Raw genomic sequence first — 24,016 nt, 5'->3', positions numbered from 1 at the left:
TGGCGCCATGACCACTCCTACGACAAGGCCCACCACTGGAGCGCGGATCTCCCCACGGTGGTGGCACACCGGCTACGCGGCCTTCGCCGCAGCCACGGCCGTCCTGATCCTCTCCGACGAGGACCCGGACTTCCCTCTCATCCAGACACTCGCCGTGATCGCCTACGGCCTGGCGTTGGTCGTCTCGTCCGCCGGCGCCCTCGCACCGTCGCGGCCGGGTGTCCGGCGACTCGTGATCGGCTTCCAACTGGCCTACATACCAATGCAGTTCCCGCTCTGCTGGGCGTCCGAGCTGCCACTGCTCGGCATGCTGCTGTCGGTCCTGACGGTGATCGCGCTCAGGCCCCGCTTCCCACGGCTCGCACCGCGCGCCCGGAAGGTGTGGCTCACGCTGCACGTCGGCCTCAGCGTCGGATGGCTCGGCCTGTCCCTGGCGATGACCACGCTCTCGGCGGTGGGCCTCTACTCCGGCTCGCACGCCGCACGGCACGGGGCGTACGAGATCTTCCACATCTTCGACCTCACGATCGTCATCCCGAGCATGGCGCTGTCGATCGTCACCGGCGTCGCCATCGCCCTGGGCACGCCCTGGGGGCTCATCAAACACCGGTGGGTGCTGGCCAAGTTCGTGATCTCGCTGGCCATCCCGGTGATGGCGGGCGTCATGCAGAGTCCCTGGGTCGCCGAACTCGCCGAGCGGACCGAGGACCCCGCCGGGCAGCCGGGCGACCTCGGCGTCGCCCTGCTCGCCTCCAACGCCCTCTTCGTGGTGCTGCTGTGGACCGCGACACTCCTGTCGGTCGTCAAACCGGGCGGCCGGACGAGGTGGGGGCGCAAGGACCTGGCGGCCCGCAGGGCCGCGCCGCCGGACCCCGCGCGCACGGCCGTGCCCGACATCCCGGCCGTGGTCGGCGAGGCCTTTCACGTGGCCGACGACACGGTGGCGCTGACCCTGCGGCCCACCGGCGGCGGTCCACTGCCCGCGTGGGAGCCCGGCGCGCACATCGACGTGGTCCTGCCCTCCGGTCTGGTGCGCCAGTACTCGCTGTACGGGGACCCGGCGGAGCGTGCCGTCCACCGCATCGCGGTGCTGCGCGAGCCCGGGGGCCGTGGCGGCTCCGTCGAGGCGCACGGGCTGCGCCCCGGCACTCCGCTCGCGGTCCGCCCTCCCCGCAACCACTTCCCGCTGGCGGACGCTCCCGCCCATCTCTTCATCGCGGGCGGCATCGGGATCACTCCTTTCCTGCCGATGATCGACAAGATCGCCGGCACCGGGAGCGCGGAATGGCGGCTGGTGTATCGCGGCAGGTCCCTGAGCCGGATGGCCTTCGCGGACCAACTCGCCGCCCGGCACCCGGACCGTGTGACGCTGCTGCCTTCGGACACGCACGCCCGCCCCGACCTCTCCGGTCTCCTGCGACAGGGGAGGCCGGGCACTGCCGTCTACTGCTGCGGACCGGACGAGCTGATCAACGCCGTGGAGGCGGCGATGCCCGTCGCCTGCCCGCACGGCACCCTGCACATCGAGCGCTTCAGCCCACGCGACCGGGCGGACACCACGGCCGACGCGCCCTTCGACGCCGAACTGCGCCGCAGCGGCCGGACGGTGCACGTACCCGCCGGCCGAAGCCTCCTCGCCGCCATGCACGAGGTCGACCCGTCCCTCCCCGCCTCGTGCACGGACGGCGTCTGTGGCAGCTGCGTCACCCGGGTCCTGGAAGGCACCCCCGACCACCGGGACGACGTACTGCAACCGTACGAGCGCGACCGCCGTGACGTGCTGTATCCGTGCGTGTCCCGGTCCTGCGGGCCGCGCATCGTGCTCGATGCGTGAGATCCGGACGGACGAGGGCCTGTCTGAAAGCGGCCCGGTGGCCCAACCACCGTCGCTACAGGCCGAAGGCCCCGCCCTCGACGAGGATGAGCAGGCCGATGGCGATCAGCACGAGCGGGAGCAGGATGTGGCCCCACCGGCTGAGTGCCTTGGCGACGACCGGGCGGGTGGCGAAGAACCTGCCCGCGAAGCACCACACGGCCACCAGGATCAGGAAGACCACGGCGTACACGCTCATCCCGCCGACCCCGGCGGTCGCGAACACGGGAACGTAGACGCCGATGTTGTCGCCGCCGTTGGCGAAGGTCACCGCGGCGACCTCCAGTACTCTCGGGCCGGTCTCGGTCACCGCCTGCTCATCGTCGTCCTCGCCCTGCCGCTGCCACGCCTGCCAGGCCGCCCTGAGACCCAGGGCAAGTGGCAGCAGGCCGAGATAGGGGATGGCGGCCTCGGGCAGGAAGGTCGCGCCGAACGCGGCGGCCACGGCGACGGCGAGGATGGCGGCGAAACCGAGGTACTGGCCGAGCACGACCCGGCGAGCCGAGCCGCGGTGTCCTGCACCTTGGGCGAAGAACAAGGACAGGATCAGGATGTCGTCGATGTTGGTGACGGCGAACAGGCCTATCGCCTGCCCGACAATGCCCGGATTCACAGGTGGGACGACCTCTCGCTCTGGTGCCTGGCGACAGTACCCGGCACACGTCTGTCCCCGGACACCGAGGTTCACCCATCGCCCGCATGCCCTCTCGGTGTCCCGCCGTGAGGGCTGGAAGCCATCCACGTCCACCGAGGACGGCTCCGAGGCGTACTCCGTGTGGGCCGGACGCACGGACGGCACGGCGGGTTGAAGCTCATGAGCCCCAACGACGGCCGCTACCACGTGAATCCGGCCACCGACGGCAGGACGGTGGTGTGGCAGGCACACGGCGCGGACATCCTGGAGTACGAGTCCACCACCCGGGTGATCGACGTGGCGACCGGTGAGGAGAGCGTGATCCAGACGGCCGCCCCGGGGACCGCCCTGGGCCCGACGGCCGTCACCGGCTCGCACGTCTACTGGCTGCTCGACGAGATCGGCCAGAACGGCACGACGGCCCTGCGCCGGGCCGGGCTCGACGGCTCGGGCGTCACGGACCTCAGCCCGGAGACCGGTCCGGGCGCACTGAACGTCGCCGCTCTGACGGTCTCCGAGGAGGCGGTGACGGTGGTCGCCCGCACGCCGTCCGCCGAGCTCCGTAACGAGTCGCCGGCCAAACTCCGGCAGTTCGCGCCTCGGGGCGGTGGCGACGACATGGTCCGAAGCCGCGTCTCCTGCAACCGGGGTGAGCAGCTCTCGGCGGCCGCGGCGGCGGGCACCCAGGTGCTCTGGCTCGACGGAACGACGGGCATCAGCAACGTGGTGATCCGAACCCGCCCCACGGGCACCTGCGCCTGACCTGATCCGCGAAGCGCCCCGAGGGCCTGTCGGAGGAAGTGTCCGGCAGGCCACCGGGGCGCACCCGGTCATGGGGCGTGTGCGGGCGTCAGCAGGGCTTACGCCACACCCCGAGTTCCGGTTGTTTCACCATGGACGACAGTCCCAGACGTCGGGAGGCGGGGCAGAAGCTGCTCCTGGGCTCGGTGTACTCGACGTGGAACACCGCCTTGCCGGCGTCGATGAACGGAGCGAGCCGGTCGCACTCGTCGTACTGTGCGCACTCCTCGTTGACCGCGAAGTCGAAGTCGGCCAGGAGCTGGGGGATCTGGGGGAGGTCGTTCTTCAGTCCCACCGACAGTCCGCGCTCGTGGGCGATGTCCGCGATCATGCGGTTGTACCTGAGCTGGTCCCGCGCGGTGAGCGGGAAGCCGGTGTCGTTGCCGTAGCCCTCCACCAGATCGGGCTCCACCGCGTCGAAGCCCTTGTCGCGGCACATGTCGAAGCGCCGCTCCATGAGGGGGCGCAGGACCGTGAGCTGCCGGATGTCCAGCCATCGTTCGCCCGCCCAGCCGTTGGGCTTCCCGAGGACCGAGCGGGGGAAGGCGTCCTTGTCGGGCCGGAAGTCCTCCCAGGCACCGACGTTGACGTAGCAGATGACCTTGCGGCCGTCCCGGTGCAGTCGGGCCACGTCGGCGGCGGAGTTCTCGAAGCCGTCGATGTCGTAGACGGGTACATCGGTCGAGGGGTCGACCCTTCCGCCCAGTTGCCACTGCCAGGCAAGGCCCGGCCGTGGTTTCCAGCGGACCTCGGCGGGGCTTGCCGAGGTGGGAGTGCGCGTGGTGCCGGACGCCGTGGCATGCGCCTCGGCGGGTCGCTCCGGGTCAGCGGAACAGCCTGTCAGTGCTGAGGCCGCCAGGGCGCCCAGCAGGGCCGCGTGTACCAGTGCCGTGTTTCTCATCGCTCCGTCCCGGTCAGTGCGGGCGTCAACCGCGCCCAGGGGTTGGGCGGTTCTCCGGTCACCGGACCGCAGACCGCCGCACCGCGTTCGTGTGCCGTGCGCACGGCGAGCGGTACGAGCGCCTCGGGCACGCCGTAGACGAGGTGGCACAGTTTCGCGGGCGGATGCCGCGCGGTCCAGGCGGGTCGGCTGAACGTCGACACGTAGGTCGACCAGTGCCCCTCGAACGTGACGGTCAGGTCGGCGAGGCGAGCGTATCCGGGCGCCGGATGGACTCCGGGGTTGAGCACGACGGTCCGGGCACCCAGCCGGCGTACGGTCCGCACCAGCCGGCGGCAGGCGGGCAGGCCCTCCTCAGTCGCGGTCACGCGGTCCAGGAAGCAGCCGTCGGCCGCGTACCAGTCCTGGTGCCGGCGTACGTCGTCGGCGATCTCGGTCCTGTCGCGCACGCCGTAGTCGGTGTCGACGTAGCCGAGGAGTCGTGCCCCGGCCGCGCGCAGGGCACCGGCCGCCGCGGTGAACGCGGGGTCGGGGCCGTCGCCCGGTCCGTTGGCGGGGTTGAGGACGACCCCGTAGGTGCGGGTCGCGGCCGTGATCAGGCGGTGCCAGGCACCCGGATCCTCGGCCGGGTGGACGTACAGCGGAATCAGCAGACTCACGGCACGCGGCCGCCTTCCCACAGCGCGGACAGCGCGTCGTCGAGGGTGTGTACCGGTCGCCAGCCCAGGGCCTCCTCGGCGGCGGTGATGTCGGAACACTGCCACGACACCTCCGCCGAGCGGGCCGAGCCGATGGCGCCGGCGGCGTTCTCCTCGATCCTCCCCCGGAAGCCCGCCTTGCCGACCAGGCCCCGCACCAGATCGCGCACGGGGACGGCCAGGCCGCCGCTGATGTTGAGGACAGGTGGCAGTGGACCGGGTGCCGTGACGGCGCAGGCCACCGCCCGTGCCACGTCGCGTACGTCGACGAAGTCCCGGTACGCGGACAGGTCGCCGAGCCGCAGCACCGCGCCAGGATCCGGGCCGGCCGCGCGCAGCAGTCCGGCGATCCGGCCGGGCAGCCCGCCCGGCGGTGCCCCCGGCCCCACCGGGTTGCCCACCCGCAGGACCACGGCGTCCAGGCCGGAGGCGGTCACCGTGACCGTGCCCGCGAGCTTGGTCGCACCGTACGGGGCGGCCGGGCGGGTGGCCGCCGACTCCGGCACCCGGGTGTCCGGGGTGCCGGGGCCGTACTCGGCGGCCGAGCCCAGGTGCACCAGGCGTGCGGCGGGGGCCGCCTCGCGCAGTGCGGCGCACAGGACCGCGGGGCCACGGGCGTTGACCTCGGCGAGGGTGACGGCGTCGCCGCCGGTCGCGCCCGCACAGTTGATCACGGTGTCGGGCGCGGCCGACGCGAGGGTCTTCGCGAGCTGCTCCGGCCGGGCGGACGCGAGGTCGATGCCGTACTCGGCGGCGGGCGAGCGGCCGCCGCCAAGGACCAGCGCGCCCGGCAGGGCACGCAGCCGCTCGACGACGTGGGTGCCGAGGTAGCCGGTGAAGCCCAGGACGAGAATGCGCATGTGGTGCTCAGGCTCCCTTGAGCAGAAGCGACTTGCGGGTGGTGAACTCGGCGTTGGCCCGGTCGTAGTCGTCGGGTCGGCCGATGTCCAGCCAGTAGCCGTCGAACTCGTAGGCGTGCGGCTGGTTCTGAGCGGCCAGCAGGTCCAGGACCAGCTCGTCGAAGCCGAGGGGCAGTCCGGGTGTGTAGCCCTCCAGCGTCGAGCGGGACAGACCGTAGACGCCCATGGAGACGCGGTAGTCCATGCTCGGTTTCTCGGTGAACGCGACGACCTTGCTCGCGGCGGTGGTCAGTACACCGAAGTCGATGTGCACCTTGCGGGCGTACGTCGCGATGGTCAGCGGCGCGCCCGAGGCTCTGTGCCGGTGCAGGACGTCGGCGTAGTCGAGGTCGGTGAGGACGTCGCCGTTCATCACCAGGAACGTCTCGGGCAGGCTGTCGCGCAGGTTGAGCAGCGGGCCCATGGTGCCCAGGGGGCTCTCCTCGGTGGCGTAGTCGACGGTCATGCCCCACTGGGAGCCGTCGCCGACGTAGGCGCGGATGATCTCGCCCAGGTGGCCGATGGCAATGGTGCAGTGGGTGAAGCCGGCCGTGGAGAGCTGGCGCAGCACGATCTCCAGGATGGCGTGCTGGTCGCCGATGGGCACGAGCGGCTTGGGCAGTGCGGTGGTGTAGGGCCGCAGGCGAACGCCCTTGCCTCCCGCCAGGATCACTGCGTGCATGGAGCTCCTCCTTCGAGGACTGCGGGTCGAGCCGGGCGGGGTCAGATGTTGTAGATGCCGGTCTTGTAGCGGGCCAGGTTCGCCGGGTCGCGGAAGAACTCCACAGTGTGTGCGAGGCCCTCCTCCAGGGTGTGGGCGGGCTGCCAGCCGGTGGCCGCGGCGAGCCGGCTCGCATCCGCGACCAGCCGCATCACCTCGGAGTTCGCGGGCCGGATGCGCGCGGTGTCCTCGCGTACGTCGAGCGCGGCGTCCATCACCTTGCCGATCAGGGCGACCAGGTCGCCGACCGAGATCTCCCCGCCGGTACCGGCGTTGAAGGTGCGGCCGACGACCCGCTCGGCGGGCGCGGTGCCCACCGCGAGGAACGCCTGCGCGGTGTCCTTGACGAAGGTGAAGTCCCGTGTGGGGCGCAGGTCGCCGAGGGTGATGGTGCGCTCCCCCGCCGCCACCTGGCCGATGACGGTGGGGATCACCGCGCGCATCGACTGGCGTGGCCCGTAGGTGTTGAACGGCCGCAGGGTCACCACCGGGGTGTCGAAACTGGCGTGGTAGCTGTCGGCCAGTCGGTCCCCGCCCGCCTTCGAAGCGGCGTACGGCGACTGGGTGTTGATCGGGTGGTCCTCGCTGATCGGGACGGTCTGCGCGGTGCCGTACGTCTCGCTGGTGGAGGTGTGCACCAGCCGGGGCGTGCCGAGGGCGCGTACTGCTTCGAGCACGTTGAGCGTGCCGGTGACGTTGGTGTCCACGTAGCTGTGGGGCGCCCGGTAGGAGTACGGGATCGCGATCAGGGCGGCCAGGTGGTAGGCGGTGTCGGCGCCTTCGAGCAGGCCACGGACCGAGCCGGGGTCGCGGACGTCGCCGAGGACGATGTCCACGTGGTCGAGGACGTCCGGGTGCAGGGTCTCCAGCCAGCCGTAGGAGGAGAAGGAGTTGTACTGGGCCATGGCTCTGACCCGGTGTCCGGAGGCGACCAGCGCCTCGGTGAGGTGGGAGCCGATGAAACCCTCGGCTCCGGTGACGGCGGCGAGCGGTGCGGCGGTCAACTCGTCTTCCTTTCTGGTCAGTCGGTCGTGGGGGTTGATCAGTGTCCGTGGGGTGGTCACGGTGCTCAGGCGTGCGGGGCGGGTCGTCCGAGGAGCCACAGCGCGCACGCTGACAGGCACAGCGCCGCCGCACCGCAGGCCAGTGGCAGCGCCACGGGGCCCGGTGGGAGGCGCAGCACTGCGACCGTCGCGGCGCCGCCCGCGGCCACGAGGGAGATCGCGGCCGACGGCCAGGCCGCTCCGAACGCCTGGAGCAGCAGCGCGGTCCACAGGGCGGCCGCGAGCGGCAGCACAGTGGTCGGCTCGGCGCCGGTGAGCAGGGCCGCGGGCAACAGCGGCAGGAGATAGGCGAGCAGGCAGAGGGCGAGGATGCCGGCCGAGCGCAGCAGGAACCCGGCCGGTGTGGCGGTGGCGCGCAACGCGGCGACCGACAGCCCGCGATAGCGGTACAGCAGCCACTCCGCCGGCCCCATGCTGACGGTCAGTACGATCACCGCGTACGGCTCCCGCTGCCCCTCCCACAACACCAGCACTCCCGCGGCCAGCCCGAACAGCCCGTACGGCAGGGACCACAGCACACGCGGCCGGGCGGCGCCGGGCACGGCCGGGACGGCGAGGGCGGCCCGCAGGACCCGGCCGGTGACGGCGAGCGTGGCGAGCAGGGCCAGCAACGGCAGCCCGGCCCGCAACCACGGGCCCGGCTCCCACCACGGCAGGACGGCACTGCCGGCGGCCAGCGGACTGAGCGCGGCCAGCAGCAGCCGCTCCCTGCCCAGCACCAGCAGCACACCAGCCGCCGCCAGGTACGCCGACTGCGCGGCGGCCACCAGGGTCACCGGGCCGCCGCCCGCGGGCAGCACGGCGGCCGCCGTGGCCACCGTCGCCCCCAGGGGCGCGCCGGTCAGGAGCGTCCGGGCCGCCTCCCGCCGCCCCGTCGCCAGCCGCAGGTGCGCGCGATGACCCAGCGCCTGCCCCCAGGCCCAGGAGACGAGTCCCGCCACGATCAGGGCCGGGGCGTGCCGGCCGGGGTTCCACAGGGGTGCGGTCAGCAGGTAGGCGAGCCCCGGCAGTGCGAACAGCACACCGCGCAGCAGACAGCGCACGGTGTCCGGGCGCCAGGGATCGGCCGCCGGCGCGGGCTCGGGGAAGGTTCGCGGCACCCGCTCGTAGAGCGCCGAGGCGAGCGAGAACAGGTTCGGGTGCCCGTACCGTTCCTTGATCACGGAGGCGGACAGGCCCTCCGCCTCCAGCAGTGCGGCCACCTCGTACGGGTGGACGGCCGGACCGACGCGGTCGGCGAGTTCGGCGGCGAGGCGGCTGACCGCCTCCTCGTCCGGGCCGTGCCGTGGCAGCCGGATGGTGAGCGTGGTGTCGTCGTCGAGCGCCCAGCGGGGGCGGCGGCGCGACCTGCGGGTGCCGGCCAACCGGAGCGCCAGCGTGTCCTGTTCGGCGCCCCCGGGTTCGAGTGATATCGGCCCGCTCATCCGGCCAGGCTCCCCGTTCCCGTGCCCACCGGTGCGAGCGTCCGCGCGGGGGCCTGTGCCGTCCGGGACCGCCGGTCGAGCGTGGGCAGTTCCTGATAGATCGACCGGAAGGTGTCGATGGTCTGCCGCAGGGTGAACTGTTCGATCACCCTGAGGCGCGCCGCCTCCCCCATCGACCGCCGCCGCGCGGAATCGCCCAGCAACTCCAGCGCGGCCGCGGCCATCGCTTCCGGGTCGCGCGGCGGCACCACGAGTCCCGTGTCGCCGACGGCCTCCCGGACCCCGCCCACGTCGGTGGAGACGGTCGCCCGCCCGCACGACATGGCCTCGATCAGTGTGAAGGGGAAGCCTTCGCTGATGCTGGAGAGCATCACGACGTTGCCGGCCGCGTAGGCGTCCTTGATGTCGTCGACGCGCCCCTCGAACGTCACGGCGTCCGCGTGCCCGAGCTCGGCGGCCAGGGCCTCGCACCGCTCCCGGTAGCCCTCCCCGCCCCGTGGTGTCCCGCCGAACAGCCGCAGCCGTACGTCCGGGAGCCGGGCCCTGACGAGGGCGAAGGCCCGTATGAGGGTCTCCAGGTCCTTGATGGGATCGACGCGGCCCGCCCAGCTGAGAGTGAGCGTGTCGGGTTCGGGTCCGGCCGGCGGGAAGGCGGCGGGGTCCACGCCGTTGTAGACCGTGCGGATCGACTCCGGATCGGCTCCGCCCTGTTCCTCCCACAGCCGGTTGTAGCGGTTGCCCGGCGTGATCAGGGCGGCCCGGCGGTAGGTCTCCTCCGCCAGCAGCCGGAAGAACCCGAGGACGACGGCCTTCACGGGCCAGCGGTAGGGCGCGGTGCGGTAACCGAGGTAGCGCTCGCGCAGATAGACGCCGTGCTCGGTCAACAGCAGTGGCACACCGTGCCGTTCGAGGGCGGCGAGGCCCGGCAGTACGGCGACGCCGCCGCTGACGGCGTGCGCGACCCCGTTCTCAGGCCGGGGTGCGGCCAATGGGCGCAGGGCGTGTTCCAGCAGGGCGGTCGCGGTGAGTGCGTCGTGCAGGGTCGGCCGTGCCTCGCGTACGGCGAGGCCCGGCCTGTTCCACACGGCGGTCAGGAGGGCGATGGCCCGGTCCGAGCGCAGAAAGGCGCTCAGCGTCCCGTCCGCCGCGGCCCGCGCCATCGCGTACAGGGCGGGGGCGAAGCCTGGCTCGGCGTGCGGATCGAGCAGGGCGGTCAGGAACTGCTCGTAGGCGGCAGTGAGTTGGTTGCGGGCACGGCCCCGGGGCGGGCGGCCCTGAGGGGGATCGCCCCACATCGGCACGGACAACACACGCGAGACGTGCGCGGGCAGGTCCCATACGACGGGTTCGCGTCCGGTGCCGGTGACGGCGATGATGTCGAAGTCGAGGTCGGGCATGCCCTGGACGAGCTGGTCGCACCAGACGCTCACGCCGCCGTGACTGTGCGGGTAGGTGCCTTCGGTGAGCAGGGTGACGCGCGTCGCGCCGGGGCGTCGCGCGACGTGGGGAACGGGCATCGATGTGCTCCACGGCCGAGGTGTGGGGTGGTTCGTGCCGGTCCCGGCCGCCGGTGAGCGGCACGGGACCTTCGGTCGGTCCCCGGGGCCGGTCCCTTCGATGGGTCCTTGGGCCGGTCCTCGGGGCGGTGCACTAGTTGTCCGGAGTGTACGGAACCCGCTCGGTCACGCCCGCGGGGACGCGGACCTCCGGAGCGGGGTCGGTGGCCGGGGCGGGCCGCTCGGAGGAGTCGGCGGCCGGTGCCTCGGCGGAGGCCGGCAGGGTCAGGCTGAGGGGTGCGCCCGTGGACGGGGTCCAGCCGGACACCGCGCCCGCGTAAGCCTCGCCGAACGCGGCGCCGCCCACTGTGCTCCCGGTGGGCAGGGTCGCGGTGACGGCCAGCCCGGCCTGCGCCTGGACGGTCACGGTGTCGCCGATGCGGTAGGCGGTGACCTCGCCGTCCTGGAGGGCGGCCTGCCAAAGGGCTCTGCGCTGGAGTTCGGCGCCGATGTCCTTCATCCGCAGGTTGACCAGGGGGGTGTTGTCGGCGAACAGCGCCTGGTAGCCGTCGAGGACGCCGTTCAGCACCGGGTAGGCGATGCGCTCCTCGGCCAGGTTCGACTGATGGATGAAGTGCGGCTTCGGGTCATTGGCCAGGACGTGCCCAAGGGCGATCCGCTTCTCCAGCGGCACGATGACGTCGGCGTAGCCCGTGGCGGTGTCCAGCGGTGCCGGCAGGCAGGTGGTGGTGGCCGGGTTGTCCTCGCAGATGCCGCTGCCGCCCTGGGCGCGGCTGGTGTAGATCCAGTTGTACTCGTCGACCTGCTCGGCCACGCGCCCCGCGTTGTAGAAGATGTTCATCGGGTAGCGGGGCACGGTCGTGGCCGGGCCGATCCGGCGCTGGGCGGACTCGCGGGAGTTGTCCGAGGCGAGCCAGGTGATGTCGTTGTCGTCGAGAGCGGGCGCCAGGTTGGGATTGTCCTCGGTCTGCTGCGGCAGCACCTTCATGCCGGAGTGCTCACCGGTGACCAGCTCGCCGTTCTCCAGCGGGAGTCGGGCGGTCTCGCCCCAGACACGGTTGTCGGCGATCTCGTCGGAGATGTCGTTCCGGCTCACCCACCGGGTGCTGCCGTCCGCGTTGGTGGCGCACCGCCAGGGCACCACCGTGGTGTCCTGCACACAACCGAGGAAGGCGTGTGTGTAGGTGTGGTTGATCCAGCGGAACTCGTCGCGGTCCGCGATGAGTTTGTCGGCGAGCAGATCGACGCCGTTGTTGTCCTCGCGGTGGTCGACGCTGCCCGCGCCGTTGTAGGCGAAGTCGAGCGTGAAGTCCTTGCTGTTCTGCCAGGCGATGGCGTGGTCGACGTCGGCGGGCGTCATACGGATCGGGTCGGGGGTGGCGCCCGGGTCCCTGCAGTCGACGTCGCCGGGCGTGCAGTTGAGCTCGGTGTTCCAACGGTCGTCGGCGGCGAGCATGTCGTCCACGTGCACGGCGAAGTAGTTGCGCGAGGCGCCCAGATGCACTCCGCCGGTCATCCACTCCACGATGCCGCGGGCGAGCAGCCGGAACTGCTGCTGGTACTGGTTGTACACGAACGTGACGACGAGTTCGCGCCGCCCGTCGTGCCGGAACTCCCCCACCAGCGTGCCCTTCGTCGGCCGTCCGGGGATCGTCGCCTCGACGTAGGGGGTGAAGTCGGCGCCCGCCACGGGCCTGGACAGGTAGGCGTAACTCTCGCCCACGGCGGGGTCGTTGTCCTCGAAGGGCACCGCCCCGTCGAGGTAGCCGAAGGGGCCCGCCTTCCCGGCGGCGGTCACCTCGGCCCGCACTCCGTCGACGCTCCCGGAGTAGCCGCCCTGGGTCGGGTACTGCAGACCGGCCTCCGGACGCGCGTAGGTGTAGGCGTCGACCTGGGGAACGTCATACGTCTGCTCGTAGGCCGCGAGCGCGCCCATCTCGGCGGAACCTGCCGGGAACGGGTTGTCGTTGGGCAGCACGACGGCCTGGAACCTGGCACGTGGCCGCCCGTCGACCGTGTCCGCGAGGAATCCGGCGTCGATCACGGGCCGACCGGACCGTGTGAGGTCGATCTCGGTGTACGGCGTGCCGGCCGCGGTCAGTTCGGCGGCGATCGCGTCGGTGGCCGGACCGCCGTCGCTCACCACCAGCACCCGCAGGTCGACGCGGGGTGTGGTGTCGGCGTGGGCCGCGCCGGCCGGCAGGCCCAGCGCGGCGATGAGCGCGCCCACCGTGAGCAGGGTGGTGCGTAAGGTCCGCTTCATGCGGTTGAAGTCCCCTCCCCGGGCAGGGGTGAGCACGGCTCCCATGGAGCGGACGCACCCCCTCGCGTGACGCCGGCGCCCCCTCAGAAGCCGGTCGTCAACGCATCCGTCGCGTCACATAGTGATGCCTGTGTGTAGCTTTCGTGGCCCTGTTGCGAAACATGACGGAAAAGCGCATGTGTCCAACAGGGCCGATCCGGAACCGAATTGGGCTGTTCCCCGTCGCCGGGGAGTGTGACCCGCGCCGGCCACGAGGGGCCCGGTGCGCTGGTCCGGGCCCTGTGCGGCGCGGCGGCGGGCCGGTCGGGCACCGCCGACCCTGGCACCAGTGGTCCATACCGGGACGTGTCCCCGATCAAGGGCCTTTTCAGGTCACCCCCGCCTCGACCACGCTTACCGCCGGCCGGCCGTCAGGCGCACAGCACCCGCGTCTCGGGGGTGTAGACCGGGCCGCCGCTGGTGTTCGTGCTGTCGCTGAACTCGGCGTAGAAGTACGAGTAGAAGCCGATGTTGCCGTTGCAGCCGGAGTCGGCGGCGATCTGGAGCGTCAGCGTGACGGTACGGCTCTGGCCGGGCGGGATGGTGGCGCCGTAGTTGGTGCCGAGGTCGGCGGGGCCGGTCCCGGAACAGGGGGTGGAGCCGGCGGCCGTGGCCAGGCTGCAGCCGGTGAAGCCGTACTTCAGGTCGGGGCGCTGGGTGGTCAGCCACGTCGGCTCGATGGTCTGGTACACGAACCAGACGTCATAGGTCTTGCTGTTGGTGATCGTCATCGACAGGTTCACCGTGCCGCCCGGCGTGGTGGTGGCGCTGTCGGTGGCGAACGTCAGCTCGGCCGGCGCCGGGTCGGCCGCGCTCGCGCTGGGGGCCAGTCCGAACACGGCGAGGACGAGGGCGAGGGTGGCGCTGGGGCCGAGACGTCTCTTCAGTGGTGATCGCATGACCCGGGAGGCTAGGCATGCGGCGAGCACACCGTCTTCCCCGCTGGGGACGCGCTCGACACCGGTCGGCCGGAAGTGCGCGTTGCGTGAAGACGACGTGTCGAACATATGGGGGCACGGGGAGCTCGCATCAACGCACGGTAGTGAGGGTGTGACGGGCCGTTGAGCGGGTTGAGGGTTGCTGGACAGTCCCGTGGTGCGGCCAGACGGTATTGGCGCGTATCGGCCCCGACGGAACGCCCCGCGAAGGGTACGCGGGGCGAAGATTCTCGGCCATGCGGTGATTTCCGGCCCGACTGGACGGCACGCGGGCATGCGGCCGACCGTTCCGCCGACTGGGCGGCCTCGGGGGTCTCGAACACGTTGCGAACGGTCCGGTTCAGCTCGATTCACATGCTGTGGTCGGTGCGGTGCGCGGGTGACCTGGCGTGATGTGCGGCAACGGCCATGACGATGACGGCGACAAGGGCGATACCGGCGCCGACGTGGAGCGGGGCCGTGTAGCCGAGGCCCGCGGTGATGGACAGGCCCCCGAGCCAGGCGCCGAGGGCGTTGCCGATGTTGGACGCGGACACATTGGCGCTGGCGGCCAGCGCCGCGCCGTGGGCGAAGTCCGTGACGCGGGTGATCATGCCGGGCACGCCGGCGAACCCGGTCACCCCCATCAGAAACACCAGTATCACCGAGGCGATGGCGCTACCGGCCAGCAGACCGAACACGGCCAGGGTGATGGTGAGTCCGAGCAAGGCGAGGACCAGGGCGCGGTCACGGTCACGATCGGCCGCTCGCCCGCCGATCAGGTTCCCGACGACCAGTCCGACGCCGTACACCATCAGCAACCAGGCGACGTCGGCCGGGGAGAAGCCGCTGACCTCGGTGAACGTGTAGGCGATATAGCTGAACGCACCGAACATCCCGCCATAGCCGAGCGCGGTGGCCGTCAGCGTCAGCCAGACCTGCCAGGACCGGAACGCACGGAACTGGGCCCGCAAGCCACTGGGCGGTACCGCACCTGCGCGGCCCGACTCTGCCGGTGGCCGCACCTGGCCCGCCCAACCGGGGACGAGGGCGACGATTCCCGCCAGGGCCAGTACGCCGATCGCGGTGACCGCCCAGAAGGCCGCCCTCCAGCCCCAACGCTCCCCGACCAGCGCGCCGAACGGCACGCCCAGCACATTGGCAACCGTCAGCCCGGCGAACATGACCGCCACCGCGCGGGACTTCCTCTCCGGCGCGACCAGACTGCGCGCGACCAGCGAGCCGATACCGAAGAACGAGCCGTGGCACAACGCCGCGACGATCCGCCCGAGCAGCATCACGGAATAGCTCGGCGCGACGGCGGACAACAGGTTGCCGATGACGAACAACGCCACCAGGCCGACCAGGACCCCCTTGCGGGGCAGCCGCGCCGTCGCGGCGGTCAGCGCGAGCGCGCCGATCGCGACACTCAGCGCGTACCCGGAGATCAGCCGGCCTGCCGCCGCCTCGGACACCCCGAAACTCGACGCCACCTGCGGCAGGAGCCCGGCGATCAGAAACTCGGTCAACCCGATGCCGAAACCGCCGAGTGCCAGCGCGACAAGCCCACTCGGCATCCGTCGCCGTTCGATCGCACGCCCATGCACAACGAGTCCAGAGTTGCCGTCTCTCATGTGCCTGTCCATGTGCCTGTCCTGGCCTTTCAGCAGCCGCAGGCCTCCAGGACGTCGCCCCGAGCGCACGATTGCCCACCCCCGACCCTGTATTCGCCCATGGCCCCACCCTCGGCCCTGGCGGCGGACCCGTCCATGGACAAAGATCGGCGACGCTTGGACGAAAGTGACGGGTCCGGCCCGCAGGCGGATGACGATGCCCGGAGCCAGACCCGATACGAGGCCGCCAGGCACGGCGAGATCGAGGCGGTGCCCGACGCGCCGTGACAGTTCAGGACGTCACGAAGACGGCGACCCGTTCGGTGCCAGGCCCTTGACGACGAGAGCGGCGGAGTTGTTGGCCAGGTTGGGATCGAAGGAGCGGATGGGCGGCTCGTACTGGTCGTTGTTGATGGCCGCCCTGGACCGGAACGTGCCTTCACGGTCGACGCGCAGGTCGAAGGAGAAGGCGTGGGTGGCGCGCTCGTTCAGGTAGATCGGCGTGGTGCAGTAGTAGCGGGGTGCGCCGAGTTGCTCCTCCAGCCACTCGCCGTTCTTGGTCCGTGCGTAGCAGGCCTCGGGTTTGGCGGTGACGGTCGTACCCGAGGGGATGCGAACGTCGACGGTGGCCGCGGGCTCGCCCGCGCCGAGTGAGGCGATCCAGGCCGGGCCGCGGTTCCTGACCGTGACGTCGGCCCGTACGGTGTCGCCGACCGCGCCTTCGGTCCGGCTGCCGATCAGCTTGAGGTCGGCGGTGTTCGAAGCGTGGATGATCACGGCACGGTTGTTGTCCTGGGGGTCCAGATCGGGGACGGGGGTCCCGGCGGCGACCGTGGGACGGGCCTGTGCGGGCTGTGGCTTCAACTCGGCTCCCGTACCCCGCGTGTACGTCCTGCCGGCTCGGGCCGCTTCCAGGGCCTCGTCGGAGTAGGGCTCGACGGAGTAGTCGTACCGCTCGTACAGGGCGTTAGTGCCGACCTTCAGCGGGCTGCTGAGTGCGAACGACTGGCCGGGGGCGATCGGCCCGTCGAGCACACACAGTGCCTCGGTTCCCCTTTCCTCGTCCCGGTACTCGCAGTTCGCGGGCCGCTGGGCAAAGGTAAGGCCGCGGGAGGCGAACAGGTGCAGCAGAGCGCCGTCCGCGGTGCGGTTGCCGTTGTTGCCGAGAGTGGCGGGGACCGTGATCCTGGAGCCGGGGGTGACGCCGTCCTGTCGCGGCGACTCACTGAGAGCCAGGTCGGGGCCATTGCCGACGGTCACCCGGGTCTCGCCCTGGGGGGACGTCAGGTCGCCCGCGACAGCGGTGTAGCGCACATTACCTTCCGTGCCCTCCGGGGCATCCGGCAGCGCGCTGACCTTGAGCACGGCGGCGGTCACTGGCTCGGAGCCGGTGAGCGCCGGTACGTCACAGACAGCGGTGGCGCCGGTCTCGGGCGCGCAGTTGGCGGGCCAGGTGACCTTCGCGAACGCGGCCAGGTCCCCCGCGTCCACGCTGATCCGTCCGGCGCCGACCTGGTTGTCCGCGTTGTCGTGCGTGACCTTGAGTGCGACGGTCCGCTCCGGCGCAGACCCGTCCTCGTATGCGCCGGGCAGGACCAACTCATACGGCTCGGAGTACGTCCAGAGCTGGTCGCTGTCGGCGGACGCGGGCCCTGCCGCGCCCAAAGTCAGCAGTACGGAGGCGGTGAGTGAGGACGCGAGTGCGGCCCGGGCAGGTAGGGACATGCGAAGACGTGTCATGCCAAAACCGACTTACGGATGACTCGATTGGTTGTGCACCCGTGCGACTTCAGCCCTTCACCGCTCCGGAGAGCATCCCGGAGATGAAGTGGCGTTGCAGGAAGACGTACAGGGCGACGACCGGCAGGGCGACGATGATGGAGGCTGCCGCGAGCAGGGAGTACTGGGTGGTGTGTTCGCTCTGGAAGAAGGCCAGGCCCAGGGGTGCGGTGCGCTTGTTCTCGTCGGTGATCATGACCAGCGGGAGCAGGAACTCGTTCCAGGTCCACATGAACACCAGCATCGCCATCGTGAGCAGCGCCGGACGGCTGGTGGGCACCAGGATCCGCCACAGCAGCCGCCAGTCCGACGCCCCGTCCAGGCGTGCCGCCTCGATGATGCCGGCCGGTACCGAGCGGAAGAAGTTGCGCATCCAGAAGACGCTGAAGGCGAGGGACTGGGCGGTCTGCGGCAGGATCAACGACCAGTAGGAGTCGGTGAGTCCCGTGTCGCGCAGGTTGAAGTACAGCGGGATGACGAAGGCCTCGGGCGGCACCATCAGCCCGATCAGGGTGACGTAGAAGAGGAGCGAGCGGCCGGGGTAGTCGAAGTGGGCGAAGGAGAAGCCTGCCAGGATCGCCAGGGTGGCCGTCAGCACCACCACCGACACCGCGACCAGCAGGCTGGAGGTCAGGTAGGTGGCGAAGTGGCCCTGTTTCCAGGCCGTGGCGAAGTTGCCGAGGTCGAGGCGGTCCGGCCAGGTGAAGGAGGGCGACGACTGCGCGGCGGGGGTCAGCGCGGACGCCACCACGCCGAGCAGCGGTACCAGGGCCAGCGCGGCGAAAACGGTCAGGATGGCGTAGTTGAGCGCGCGTTCCCGACGGGAGATCATGTCCCGTCCTCCTTGGGCTGCAGCTTGGTGATCAGGAAGGTGAGGAGCAGGATCACCGCGGTCAGGACGACGGCGATGGCAGAGGCCGAGCCGACCTGGCCGGTGCCGAAGGCCCGGTTGTAGACCTCGAAGGCGGGCAGGCTGGTGGCGTTGCCGGGGCCGCCGTGAGTGGCGACGTAGACCAGGTCGAAGGTGCGCAGGGCGGCGATCACGGTGAGTGTGAGCGCGACCGCGATCTGTCCTCGCAGGCCGGGCAGGGTGATGGCGAAGAACTCCCGTACTGCTCCGGCGCCGTCGATCTTGGCGGCCTCGTAGAGCTCCGTCGGGATCTGCCCGATGCCGGCGATGAACAGCACCAGGCACAGGCCGATCTGCAGCCAGGTGCCGATGAGTCCGACGGCGGGCAGCGCGGTGGAGAAGTCTCCGAGCCAGGGGCGCGTGACCGCCTCCATGCCCACGGTGCGCAGCGCGGCGTTCAGCACGCCGTCGGGGGCGTAGATCGCCGTCCAGGCGGTGGCCGTGACGACCATGGCGACCACCTGCGGAAGGAAGATCATCGCTCTGAAGACCGAGACGCCCCGGAGTCGGCCGGCCCTTGTGGTGACGGCGGCGAGCAGCAGGGCCAGCGCGATCGGAATGACCGAGAAGAACAGGATCAGGACGAAGGCGTGCAGGAAGCCTGCGCGTAGCTGGGGGTCGCGGGCGATGTCGGTGTAGTTCGTGAGCCCGGCCCATGTGGAGGCGGACACGCCGTCCCAGTGGTAGAGGGAGATCTGGACCAACTGGCCGAGCGGGACCAGCAGGAAGACCGTGAGGACGGTCAGGGCGGGAAGGGCGTACAGGTAGCCCTTCCACTGGACGCGACCGCGGCGCCGGGCCGACCGCCCTGTGGGGGCGCCGGCCAGGCGGTTGCGTGCCGTCGGGCGGGGTGCGGTGACAGCCATGGGATGCGGCCTACCTGCTGTTCTGGAACGAGGAGTAGTCGGACTGGAGTTGGTCGGTGAACGCTTTGGGAGTGAGCTGTCCGGCCGTCAGTTCCTGTACGGCGGCGGTGAGGGTGTCGTAGAAGGTGGGGGTGGTGTAGTCGAGGTAGGGCAGCAGGCCGTCCTTCTGGCTCACGGACTTCCACTGGGTGAGGACGTCGGCGGCGACGGTGCCGGAGGCCGGCTTGTAGTCGGCGGGCGGCAGGGCGGGCAGGTTGCCGTTGTCGGCGGAAACCTTCATACCGTTGTTGTCGACGAGGAAGTTGATGTACGCGGCGGCCACGTCCGGGTGCTTGGACGTGGAGGTGACTGCCCAAGCGAGGCCTTGGCCGCCCTGGGTGAGGGGAGGCTGTCCGGTGGCGGGGCTGAGTGCGGTGAAGCCGACGTTCGTCTTCATCTTCGGGGCGACGACGGCGGCCTGCCAGGTGCCGTCCACGAGGAACAGGGACTTGCCCCCGGCGAAGGCGGCGACGGCCTGGTCCTTGCTCTGGCCGTTGAAGCCGGAGCCCAGGTAGCCCTTGTCGGCCCAACTGCGCAGGGTGGTGGCGGCCTTGAGGGTCCCCGGATCGGTCCATTTGGCGTCGCCCTCGTTGAAGACGAGTTTCCGGACCTCCTCCTTGCCGGCGGTGGCGGCCTGGACGACGCCGAAGAGGTGGATGCCGGGGCTCTTGTCGGCGTCACCGTAGGAGATGGGCTGCAGTCCCGACGACTTGGCCTTGGCGAGAGCGGTCTCGAACTCGGGGAGGGTGGTGGGGACGGCCAGGCCCAGCGCCTTCAGCTTCGCCTTGTTGTAGTAGATGCCGACGATCTCACCGGTCTGGGAGACGCCGTACAGGTTGCCCGTCTTCCAGGTCCTGCCGTCGGAGGTGAAGCGGTTGAGGTCGAGCAGTTGGGAAGGGAAAGAGGTGTTCCAGCCGTAGGCCTTGGCGTACCTGTCCACGGGCTGCAGAAGCCCTGCTTTCACGAAGGCGCCCATGTCGGGGTAGCCCTGGTTGGCCTGGACGACGTCGGGCGGGTTGGCGGAGGACAGGGCGAGCTTCAGAGTCGTCTTGAGGTCGGAGAAGGACCGGGAGACGCGCTTGATGGTGACGTTCGGGTACTTCTTCATGAACGCCTCGTTGAGCGCCTCGCTGGAGGCGTTCGTGCCCGGGTCGGTGTTCTGGTCCCACGCGGTGAGAGTGACCTTGCCCGCCTTGGCCGGATCGGTGGAGACCGGGCCCGCGCTCTTGGTGCTGTCGGCGGACGAGCCGCTGCCCTGGCCGGGCGCGCAGGCCGCCATGCCGGTGAGGACACCGGTGGCGAGCGCCGCCGCGGCGATGACGCGCCGCCGCGTACGGCGTGAGGTTCTCTCGGTCATGGGAGGTTCCTCCTGGGGCTGGTGGAGCGGTCGTCCGGGAAACTGAGGGGCGGTGTCCTTCGGAGTCGGAGTGCGCGGTGCGTGCGGGAGCATGACCCGGGCGTGTGCTGCTAGGGGGTGTTTCGAAAGTCCTGTGCGGTGCCCGCGGTGTCCGGTGCGTGCTCTCGGCGTGCCGGGCGAAAGCCCTCGTACTGGACGTACTTGGGCTTTCGGCCGGTGCGGCGAGAGTGCGTGCCGGGCGCCGTGGGTGCTGTGCGGGACTTTCGAAACACCCCCTAGGGCATGGCGGCGCGGATGCGGGCGAGGTCCGCGTCCGGAATTCCGGAGGTGCGTTCGAGGAAGGCGTTGACCGCCTCCCAGCGTGGTGCGCTGCTCGCACCGCCCAGGCTCTGCACGGACAGGGCGGCGCACAGTCCGGCGAAGCGGAGCCGGGTGGGCAGGGGCCAGCCGTGGTCCAGGCCGGTGATCAACGCCGCGGTGAACACGTCACCGGCGCCGGTGGGGTCGGCGGCCGGCACACGGGGAGCGGGAACCCGGACGAGCTCGCCGGTGGCGCCGTCCACCGCGACCGCGCCGTTCGCACCGTCGGTCACGACGACGTCGGGCACAAGGTCGGCCAGGACCTTCACGGCTTCCTCGACCGTGCTCGTACGGGTGTAGCTCGTCGCTTCGACGGCATTGCAGACGAACACGTCGATCTCGGCGAGCCGGGTGAGGACGTCGTGCGGCCAGCGGCCGGTGGGGTCCCAGCCGACGCCGCCCACCACCCGCGTGCCCCGGGCGCGGAGTTCGGCCGCCCAGCCGGGCAGCGGTCCCCCGATGCCGAGCTGCAGGAAGCGTGTGGGGGGCAGTTCGCCCTCCCACACCTCGGGGCGGCGGGCGCCCTCCTCCTCGTAGGTGAGGAAGGCCCGGTCGTGTCCGTGGGTCACCGCGGCCGTGACGGGGGTGTGTACGGAAGGGTCGCGGCGCAGCCAGGTCAGATCCAGGTTCTCCTCGGCTGCGAGCCGGGCGGCGAGGTGCTCGCCGAAGAGGTCGGTGCCGATCACTCCGAACAGTCCGGTCCGCAGACCCAGTCGGGCGGCGGCGACGCTGCGGGTCGCGGTTCCCCCGGCGGAGACGGCGAACCGGTCGGCGTACACCTCGGTTCCTGGGGTGGGCAGGTGCGGGATGCCGCCGAAAACGAGGTCACAGAAGACCTCGCCTGCGAAGAGCACATCGAGCACGGGGACCGCCTCTCTCCGGTGCGACCAGCCAAGTGCCCAACTATGAGCACCACCTGCACGGAATGACAAGAGTCAGTCAGTAACGACGATGTTTCTCGCGTGCATGACTGACTTCAGTCATGCGGTGCTATCTTCGTTGCGTGACTTCAAGCAAACGGCATGCGCAGATCGTGGAGTCGCTCCGGTCGACCGGGGTGGCTTCGGTACGCGAACTCGCTGAGCACCTTCAGGTCAGCGAGTCCACGATCCGCCGGGACCTGACGCTCCTCGACCGCAATGGCGAACTGGTCCGCACCTACGGTGGTGCCGCCCTGTCACTGCGTGGGTCCGCGGAACCCGCCGCCGAGGAGGCGGCGGACGAGATCCCGTTCGACATCGTCGCCTCGCGTGACGAGGCGCTGAAGGACGCGATGGCCGAGGAAGCCGTCAAGCTGGTCGAGGACAACAGCGTGATCGTCCTGGACATCGGCACCACGCCTCGGGCGATCGCCCGGCGGCTGCGGGGGCGCCCCGTGACGGTCATCACCAGCAGCCTGGCGGTGCTCGACGAACTCCGCGACGACGACGCCGTACGGCTGGTGATGCTCGGTGGCGTGCTGCGCCGCAACTACCAGTCCCTGGTCGGTTCCCTCACCGAGCAGGCACTGCGCCAGGTCAGCGCCGACCTGCTGTTCCTCAGCTGCACAGGAGTGCGGCCAGGCGGCCACGTGGTGGACAACATGGCCGTCGAGGCACCCCTGAAACAGGCCATGATCGAGACAGCCGGCAAGGTCGTCCTGGTCGCCGACGAGACCAAGTTCCCCGGCACCGGATCACTGCGCGTGTGCTCGCTCTCCGACATCGACGTCCTGATCACCACCGGCGGTGCCGACCCCAACACGCTCCAGCTCTGCCGAGAGGCGGACGGAAAGGTGATACTCGCATGAAGTTGACCGTCCTCGGCGGCGGCGGGTTCCGCGTGCCGTACGTCTACCAGGCCCTACTGCGCGACAAGGGCTCCCCCCGTATCGACGACGTGTGGCTGTACGACACCGACCCGGCCCGCCTCAAGGCGATGGCCGCGACCCTCGCCCAGTTCGCGGACGGCCACGCCGACGCGCCCAGGGTGACGGTCACCACGACGCTCGACGACGCCCTGGAGGGCAGCGACTTCGTGTTCGCCGCCATCCGCGTGGGCGGACTGGCCGGGCGGATGTGCGACGAGCGCGTCGCCCTCGACCTGGACGTCCTCGGCCAGGAGACCACCGGCCCGGGCGGTCTGGCCTACGGCCTGCGCACCATACCCGTCATGCTCGACATCGCGCACCGGGTGCGACGCCTCGCCCCCCGCGCCTACGTCATCAACTTCACCAACCCGGCCGGCATGATCACCGAGGCGATGCAGAGCGTCCTCGGCGACCGCGTCCTCGGCATCTGCGACACGCCGTCAGGCCTGGGCCGCCGCATCGCCACGACCCTAGGCCTCGACCCGTCCCGGGCCCAGTTCGACTACGTCGGCCTCAATCACCTCGGCTGGATGCGCCGCGTCCTGCACGACGGCGAGGACATCCTGCCCCGCCTGCTCGCCGACGAACGCCTCCGCGATCTGGAGGAGGGCGTCGTCTTCGGCACCGAGTGGCTGCGCGACCTGGGCGTGATCCCCAACGAGTACCTCTACTACTACTACTTCAACCGGGACGCCGTGCGCTCCATCCTCGACGCCCCGCAGACCCGCGGCGAGTTCCTCGCCCGTCAGCAGCGGGAGTTCTACCAGCGGGTGACGGAGGCGGCCGACGGCTCGGCCGTGTCGCTGTGGCGGGAGGCGGTCGCCAACCGCAGCGCCAACTACATGGCCGAGGCCAAGGGCGCCGTACAGGGAGAGGCCGAGGCCGACGAGGACTTCCGGCCGGACCCCGCGCACCACGGCTACGCCGGTGTCGCCCTGGCGGTGATGGCCGCGATCAGCCGCAACGAGCGCGCGACGATGATCCTCAACGTGCGCAACGGAACCACCGTCTCCGCCCTCCCCCACGACGCGGTCGTCGAGGTACCCGTCACGGTCGACGCCAATGGTGTCCATCCGCTCACCATCACCCAGCCCGACCTTCACCAGGCCGGCCTGATGCAACAGGTCAAGGCGGTGGAACGCCTCACCATCGGTGCGGCCACCACCGGCTCCCGCGCCGCCGCAGCGAAGGCCTTCTCCCTCCACCCCCTGGTCGACTCGGTCACCATCGGCCGCAAACTGCTCGACGGCTACATCGACCGCATCCCGGAAGTGGCCGCGGTGTTCAACAGCCCCAGGTCCTAGCCGAACGGGCTTGCCGAGGCACCGGTCGGGCACCTGCCGATGCCTCGGCCGGCTGTTGGCTTTGGCGTTCCCTGAGTCGGACGGTGCACTACGCCGGCCCCGCAGCCCCGGACGGCGAAGGCCCCGGAATCCAGCCGCTCTCCGGGTCCGACGGCATCGTTTCGGATTCACTCGCCACGGGTCCCTCC

At 70.8% G+C, this 24,016-nt stretch carries 20 protein-coding genes; 4 read left to right on the top strand and 16 right to left on the bottom strand.

The genetic code is table 11. The annotated features are described in order from the left end of the window. The first annotated feature begins 7 nt into the window (after positions 1-7). Positions 8-1,834, top strand: coding sequence for a PDR/VanB family oxidoreductase (locus FPZ41_RS01915; RefSeq protein ID WP_152858232.1), 1,827 nt, complete (start codon positions 8-10; stop codon positions 1,832-1,834). A 55-nt stretch (positions 1,835-1,889) separates the two neighbouring features. On the opposite strand, the gene FPZ41_RS01910 is transcribed toward FPZ41_RS01915, so the two are convergent. After that, positions 1,890-2,486: a cadmium resistance transporter gene (locus tag FPZ41_RS01910; RefSeq protein WP_322619715.1), complete on the bottom strand. Its 597-nt coding sequence runs from the start codon at positions 2,484-2,486 to the stop codon at positions 1,890-1,892. 201 nt (positions 2,487-2,687) lie between these two features. On the opposite strand from FPZ41_RS01910, the gene FPZ41_RS01905 reads away from it, so the two are divergent. Further along, on the top strand, positions 2,688-3,269 hold the full coding sequence (locus FPZ41_RS01905) for a hypothetical protein (protein WP_194235949.1): 582 nt from the start codon (positions 2,688-2,690) through the stop codon (positions 3,267-3,269). A gap of 88 nt (positions 3,270-3,357) precedes the next feature. Here FPZ41_RS01905 and FPZ41_RS01900 read toward each other — a convergent pair whose 3' ends face one another. The 15 genes from FPZ41_RS01900 to FPZ41_RS01825 form a co-directional block, all read right to left on the bottom strand. Next, complete coding sequence (locus FPZ41_RS01900) at positions 3,358-4,209, bottom strand: endo alpha-1,4 polygalactosaminidase (RefSeq protein WP_152858230.1); 852 nt, start codon at positions 4,207-4,209, stop codon at positions 3,358-3,360. Continuing rightward, positions 4,206-4,868 (bottom strand): spherulation-specific family 4 protein, encoded by a 663-nt coding sequence (locus FPZ41_RS01895; protein ID WP_322619714.1) that lies wholly within the window; start codon positions 4,866-4,868, stop codon positions 4,206-4,208. The genes FPZ41_RS01900 and FPZ41_RS01895 overlap by 4 nt, the downstream gene beginning before the upstream one ends. Beyond that, positions 4,865-5,767: an NAD-dependent epimerase/dehydratase family protein gene (locus FPZ41_RS01890; RefSeq protein WP_152858228.1), complete on the bottom strand. Its 903-nt coding sequence runs from the start codon at positions 5,765-5,767 to the stop codon at positions 4,865-4,867. The genes FPZ41_RS01895 and FPZ41_RS01890 overlap by 4 nt, the downstream gene beginning before the upstream one ends. 7 nt (positions 5,768-5,774) lie before the next feature. Beyond that, positions 5,775-6,488 carry a nucleotidyltransferase family protein gene (locus tag FPZ41_RS01885; protein ID WP_152858226.1) on the bottom strand — a complete coding sequence of 238 codons (714 nt, stop codon included), beginning with the start codon at positions 6,486-6,488 and terminating at the stop codon, positions 5,775-5,777. A gap of 41 nt (positions 6,489-6,529) precedes the next feature. Further along, a complete protein-coding gene (locus tag FPZ41_RS01880) occupies positions 6,530-7,531 on the bottom strand; it encodes a GDP-mannose 4,6-dehydratase (protein WP_152858224.1) in 1,002 nt (333 codons plus the stop codon). Between the two features lie 65 nt (positions 7,532-7,596). Next, the gene (locus FPZ41_RS01875; protein ID WP_152858221.1) at positions 7,597-9,015 is read right to left on the bottom strand and encodes a hypothetical protein; all 1,419 of its coding nucleotides are present in this window, start codon (positions 9,013-9,015) and stop codon (positions 7,597-7,599) included. Beyond that, positions 9,012-10,532, bottom strand: a complete 1,521-nt coding sequence (gene pelF, locus FPZ41_RS01870; RefSeq protein WP_152858220.1) for a GT4 family glycosyltransferase PelF — start codon at positions 10,530-10,532, stop codon at positions 9,012-9,014. Before pelF ends, FPZ41_RS01875 begins: the two co-directional genes overlap by 4 nt. A 133-nt stretch (positions 10,533-10,665) precedes the next feature. Continuing rightward, on the bottom strand, positions 10,666-12,795 hold the full coding sequence (locus FPZ41_RS01865) for a hypothetical protein (protein ID WP_152858218.1): 2,130 nt from the start codon (positions 12,793-12,795) through the stop codon (positions 10,666-10,668). A 410-nt stretch (positions 12,796-13,205) separates the two neighbouring features. After that, positions 13,206-13,733 (bottom strand): COG1361 family protein, encoded by a 528-nt coding sequence (locus FPZ41_RS01860; RefSeq protein ID WP_152858216.1) that lies wholly within the window; start codon positions 13,731-13,733, stop codon positions 13,206-13,208. A gap of 389 nt (positions 13,734-14,122) precedes the next feature. Next, positions 14,123-15,328: an MFS transporter gene (locus FPZ41_RS01855; protein WP_152858214.1), complete on the bottom strand. Its 1,206-nt coding sequence runs from the start codon at positions 15,326-15,328 to the stop codon at positions 14,123-14,125. A gap of 336 nt (positions 15,329-15,664) precedes the next feature. Continuing rightward, positions 15,665-17,089, bottom strand: coding sequence for a COG1361 family protein (locus FPZ41_RS01850; protein WP_228022355.1), 1,425 nt, complete (start codon positions 17,087-17,089; stop codon positions 15,665-15,667). A gap of 64 nt (positions 17,090-17,153) precedes the next feature. Beyond that, a complete protein-coding gene (locus FPZ41_RS01845) occupies positions 17,154-17,975 on the bottom strand; it encodes a carbohydrate ABC transporter permease (protein WP_152858212.1) in 822 nt (273 codons plus the stop codon). Continuing rightward, positions 17,972-18,919, bottom strand: a complete 948-nt coding sequence (locus FPZ41_RS01840; RefSeq protein ID WP_152858210.1) for a carbohydrate ABC transporter permease — start codon at positions 18,917-18,919, stop codon at positions 17,972-17,974. The genes FPZ41_RS01845 and FPZ41_RS01840 overlap by 4 nt, the downstream gene beginning before the upstream one ends. Before the next feature lie 10 nt (positions 18,920-18,929). Next, complete coding sequence (locus FPZ41_RS01835) at positions 18,930-20,315, bottom strand: extracellular solute-binding protein (protein WP_152858208.1); 1,386 nt, start codon at positions 20,313-20,315, stop codon at positions 18,930-18,932. 275 nt (positions 20,316-20,590) lie between these two features. Then, complete coding sequence (locus FPZ41_RS01825; protein WP_194235948.1) at positions 20,591-21,538, bottom strand: carbohydrate kinase family protein; 948 nt, start codon at positions 21,536-21,538, stop codon at positions 20,591-20,593. Between the two features lie 140 nt (positions 21,539-21,678). On the opposite strand from FPZ41_RS01825, the gene FPZ41_RS01820 reads away from it, so the two are divergent. Together FPZ41_RS01820 and FPZ41_RS01815 are read left to right on the top strand one after the other, a co-directional pair. Beyond that, the gene (locus FPZ41_RS01820; RefSeq protein ID WP_322619713.1) at positions 21,679-22,464 is read left to right on the top strand and encodes a DeoR/GlpR family DNA-binding transcription regulator; all 786 of its coding nucleotides are present in this window, start codon (positions 21,679-21,681) and stop codon (positions 22,462-22,464) included. Then, positions 22,461-23,828, top strand: a complete 1,368-nt coding sequence (locus FPZ41_RS01815) for a 6-phospho-beta-glucosidase (protein ID WP_152858202.1) — start codon at positions 22,461-22,463, stop codon at positions 23,826-23,828. The genes FPZ41_RS01820 and FPZ41_RS01815 overlap by 4 nt, the downstream gene beginning before the upstream one ends. The last annotated feature ends 188 nt before the right edge of the window (positions 23,829-24,016 follow it).

The organism is Streptomyces acidicola (assembly GCF_009377235.1).
In the GTDB taxonomy this organism is placed as follows: Bacteria; Actinomycetota; Actinomycetes; order Streptomycetales; family Streptomycetaceae; genus Streptomyces; species Streptomyces acidicola.
Note: the sequence above shows the minus strand (reverse complement) of the source record. Positions and strands in the feature narration are given on the sequence as shown.

Excerpts from the sequence above, each read along its gene's own strand:
- FPZ41_RS01915 (WP_152858232.1), top strand. The coding sequence starts at position 8 with ATGACCACTCCTACGACAAGGCCCACCACTGGAGCGCGGATCTCCCCA.
- FPZ41_RS01905 (WP_194235949.1), top strand. The coding sequence starts at position 2,688 with ATGAGCCCCAACGACGGCCGCTACCACGTGAATCCGGCCACCGACGGC.
- FPZ41_RS01900 (WP_152858230.1), bottom strand. The coding sequence starts at position 4,209 with ATGAGAAACACGGCACTGGTACACGCGGCCCTGCTGGGCGCCCTGGCG.
- FPZ41_RS01890 (WP_152858228.1), bottom strand. The coding sequence starts at position 5,767 with ATGCGCATTCTCGTCCTGGGCTTCACCGGCTACCTCGGCACCCACGTC.
- FPZ41_RS01885 (WP_152858226.1), bottom strand. The coding sequence starts at position 6,488 with ATGCACGCAGTGATCCTGGCGGGAGGCAAGGGCGTTCGCCTGCGGCCC.
- FPZ41_RS01875 (WP_152858221.1), bottom strand. The coding sequence starts at position 9,015 with ATGAGCGGGCCGATATCACTCGAACCCGGGGGCGCCGAACAGGACACG.
- pelF (WP_152858220.1), bottom strand. The coding sequence starts at position 10,532 with ATGCCCGTTCCCCACGTCGCGCGACGCCCCGGCGCGACGCGCGTCACC.
- FPZ41_RS01865 (WP_152858218.1), bottom strand. The coding sequence starts at position 12,795 with ATGAAGCGGACCTTACGCACCACCCTGCTCACGGTGGGCGCGCTCATC.
- FPZ41_RS01860 (WP_152858216.1), bottom strand. The coding sequence starts at position 13,733 with ATGCGATCACCACTGAAGAGACGTCTCGGCCCCAGCGCCACCCTCGCC.
- FPZ41_RS01855 (WP_152858214.1), bottom strand. The coding sequence starts at position 15,328 with ATGCCGAGTGGGCTTGTCGCGCTGGCACTCGGCGGTTTCGGCATCGGG.
- FPZ41_RS01850 (WP_228022355.1), bottom strand. The coding sequence starts at position 17,089 with ATGTCCCTACCTGCCCGGGCCGCACTCGCGTCCTCACTCACCGCCTCC.
- FPZ41_RS01845 (WP_152858212.1), bottom strand. The coding sequence starts at position 17,975 with ATGATCTCCCGTCGGGAACGCGCGCTCAACTACGCCATCCTGACCGTT.
- FPZ41_RS01840 (WP_152858210.1), bottom strand. The coding sequence starts at position 18,919 with ATGGCTGTCACCGCACCCCGCCCGACGGCACGCAACCGCCTGGCCGGC.
- FPZ41_RS01835 (WP_152858208.1), bottom strand. The coding sequence starts at position 20,315 with ATGACCGAGAGAACCTCACGCCGTACGCGGCGGCGCGTCATCGCCGCG.
- FPZ41_RS01815 (WP_152858202.1), top strand. The coding sequence starts at position 22,461 with ATGAAGTTGACCGTCCTCGGCGGCGGCGGGTTCCGCGTGCCGTACGTC.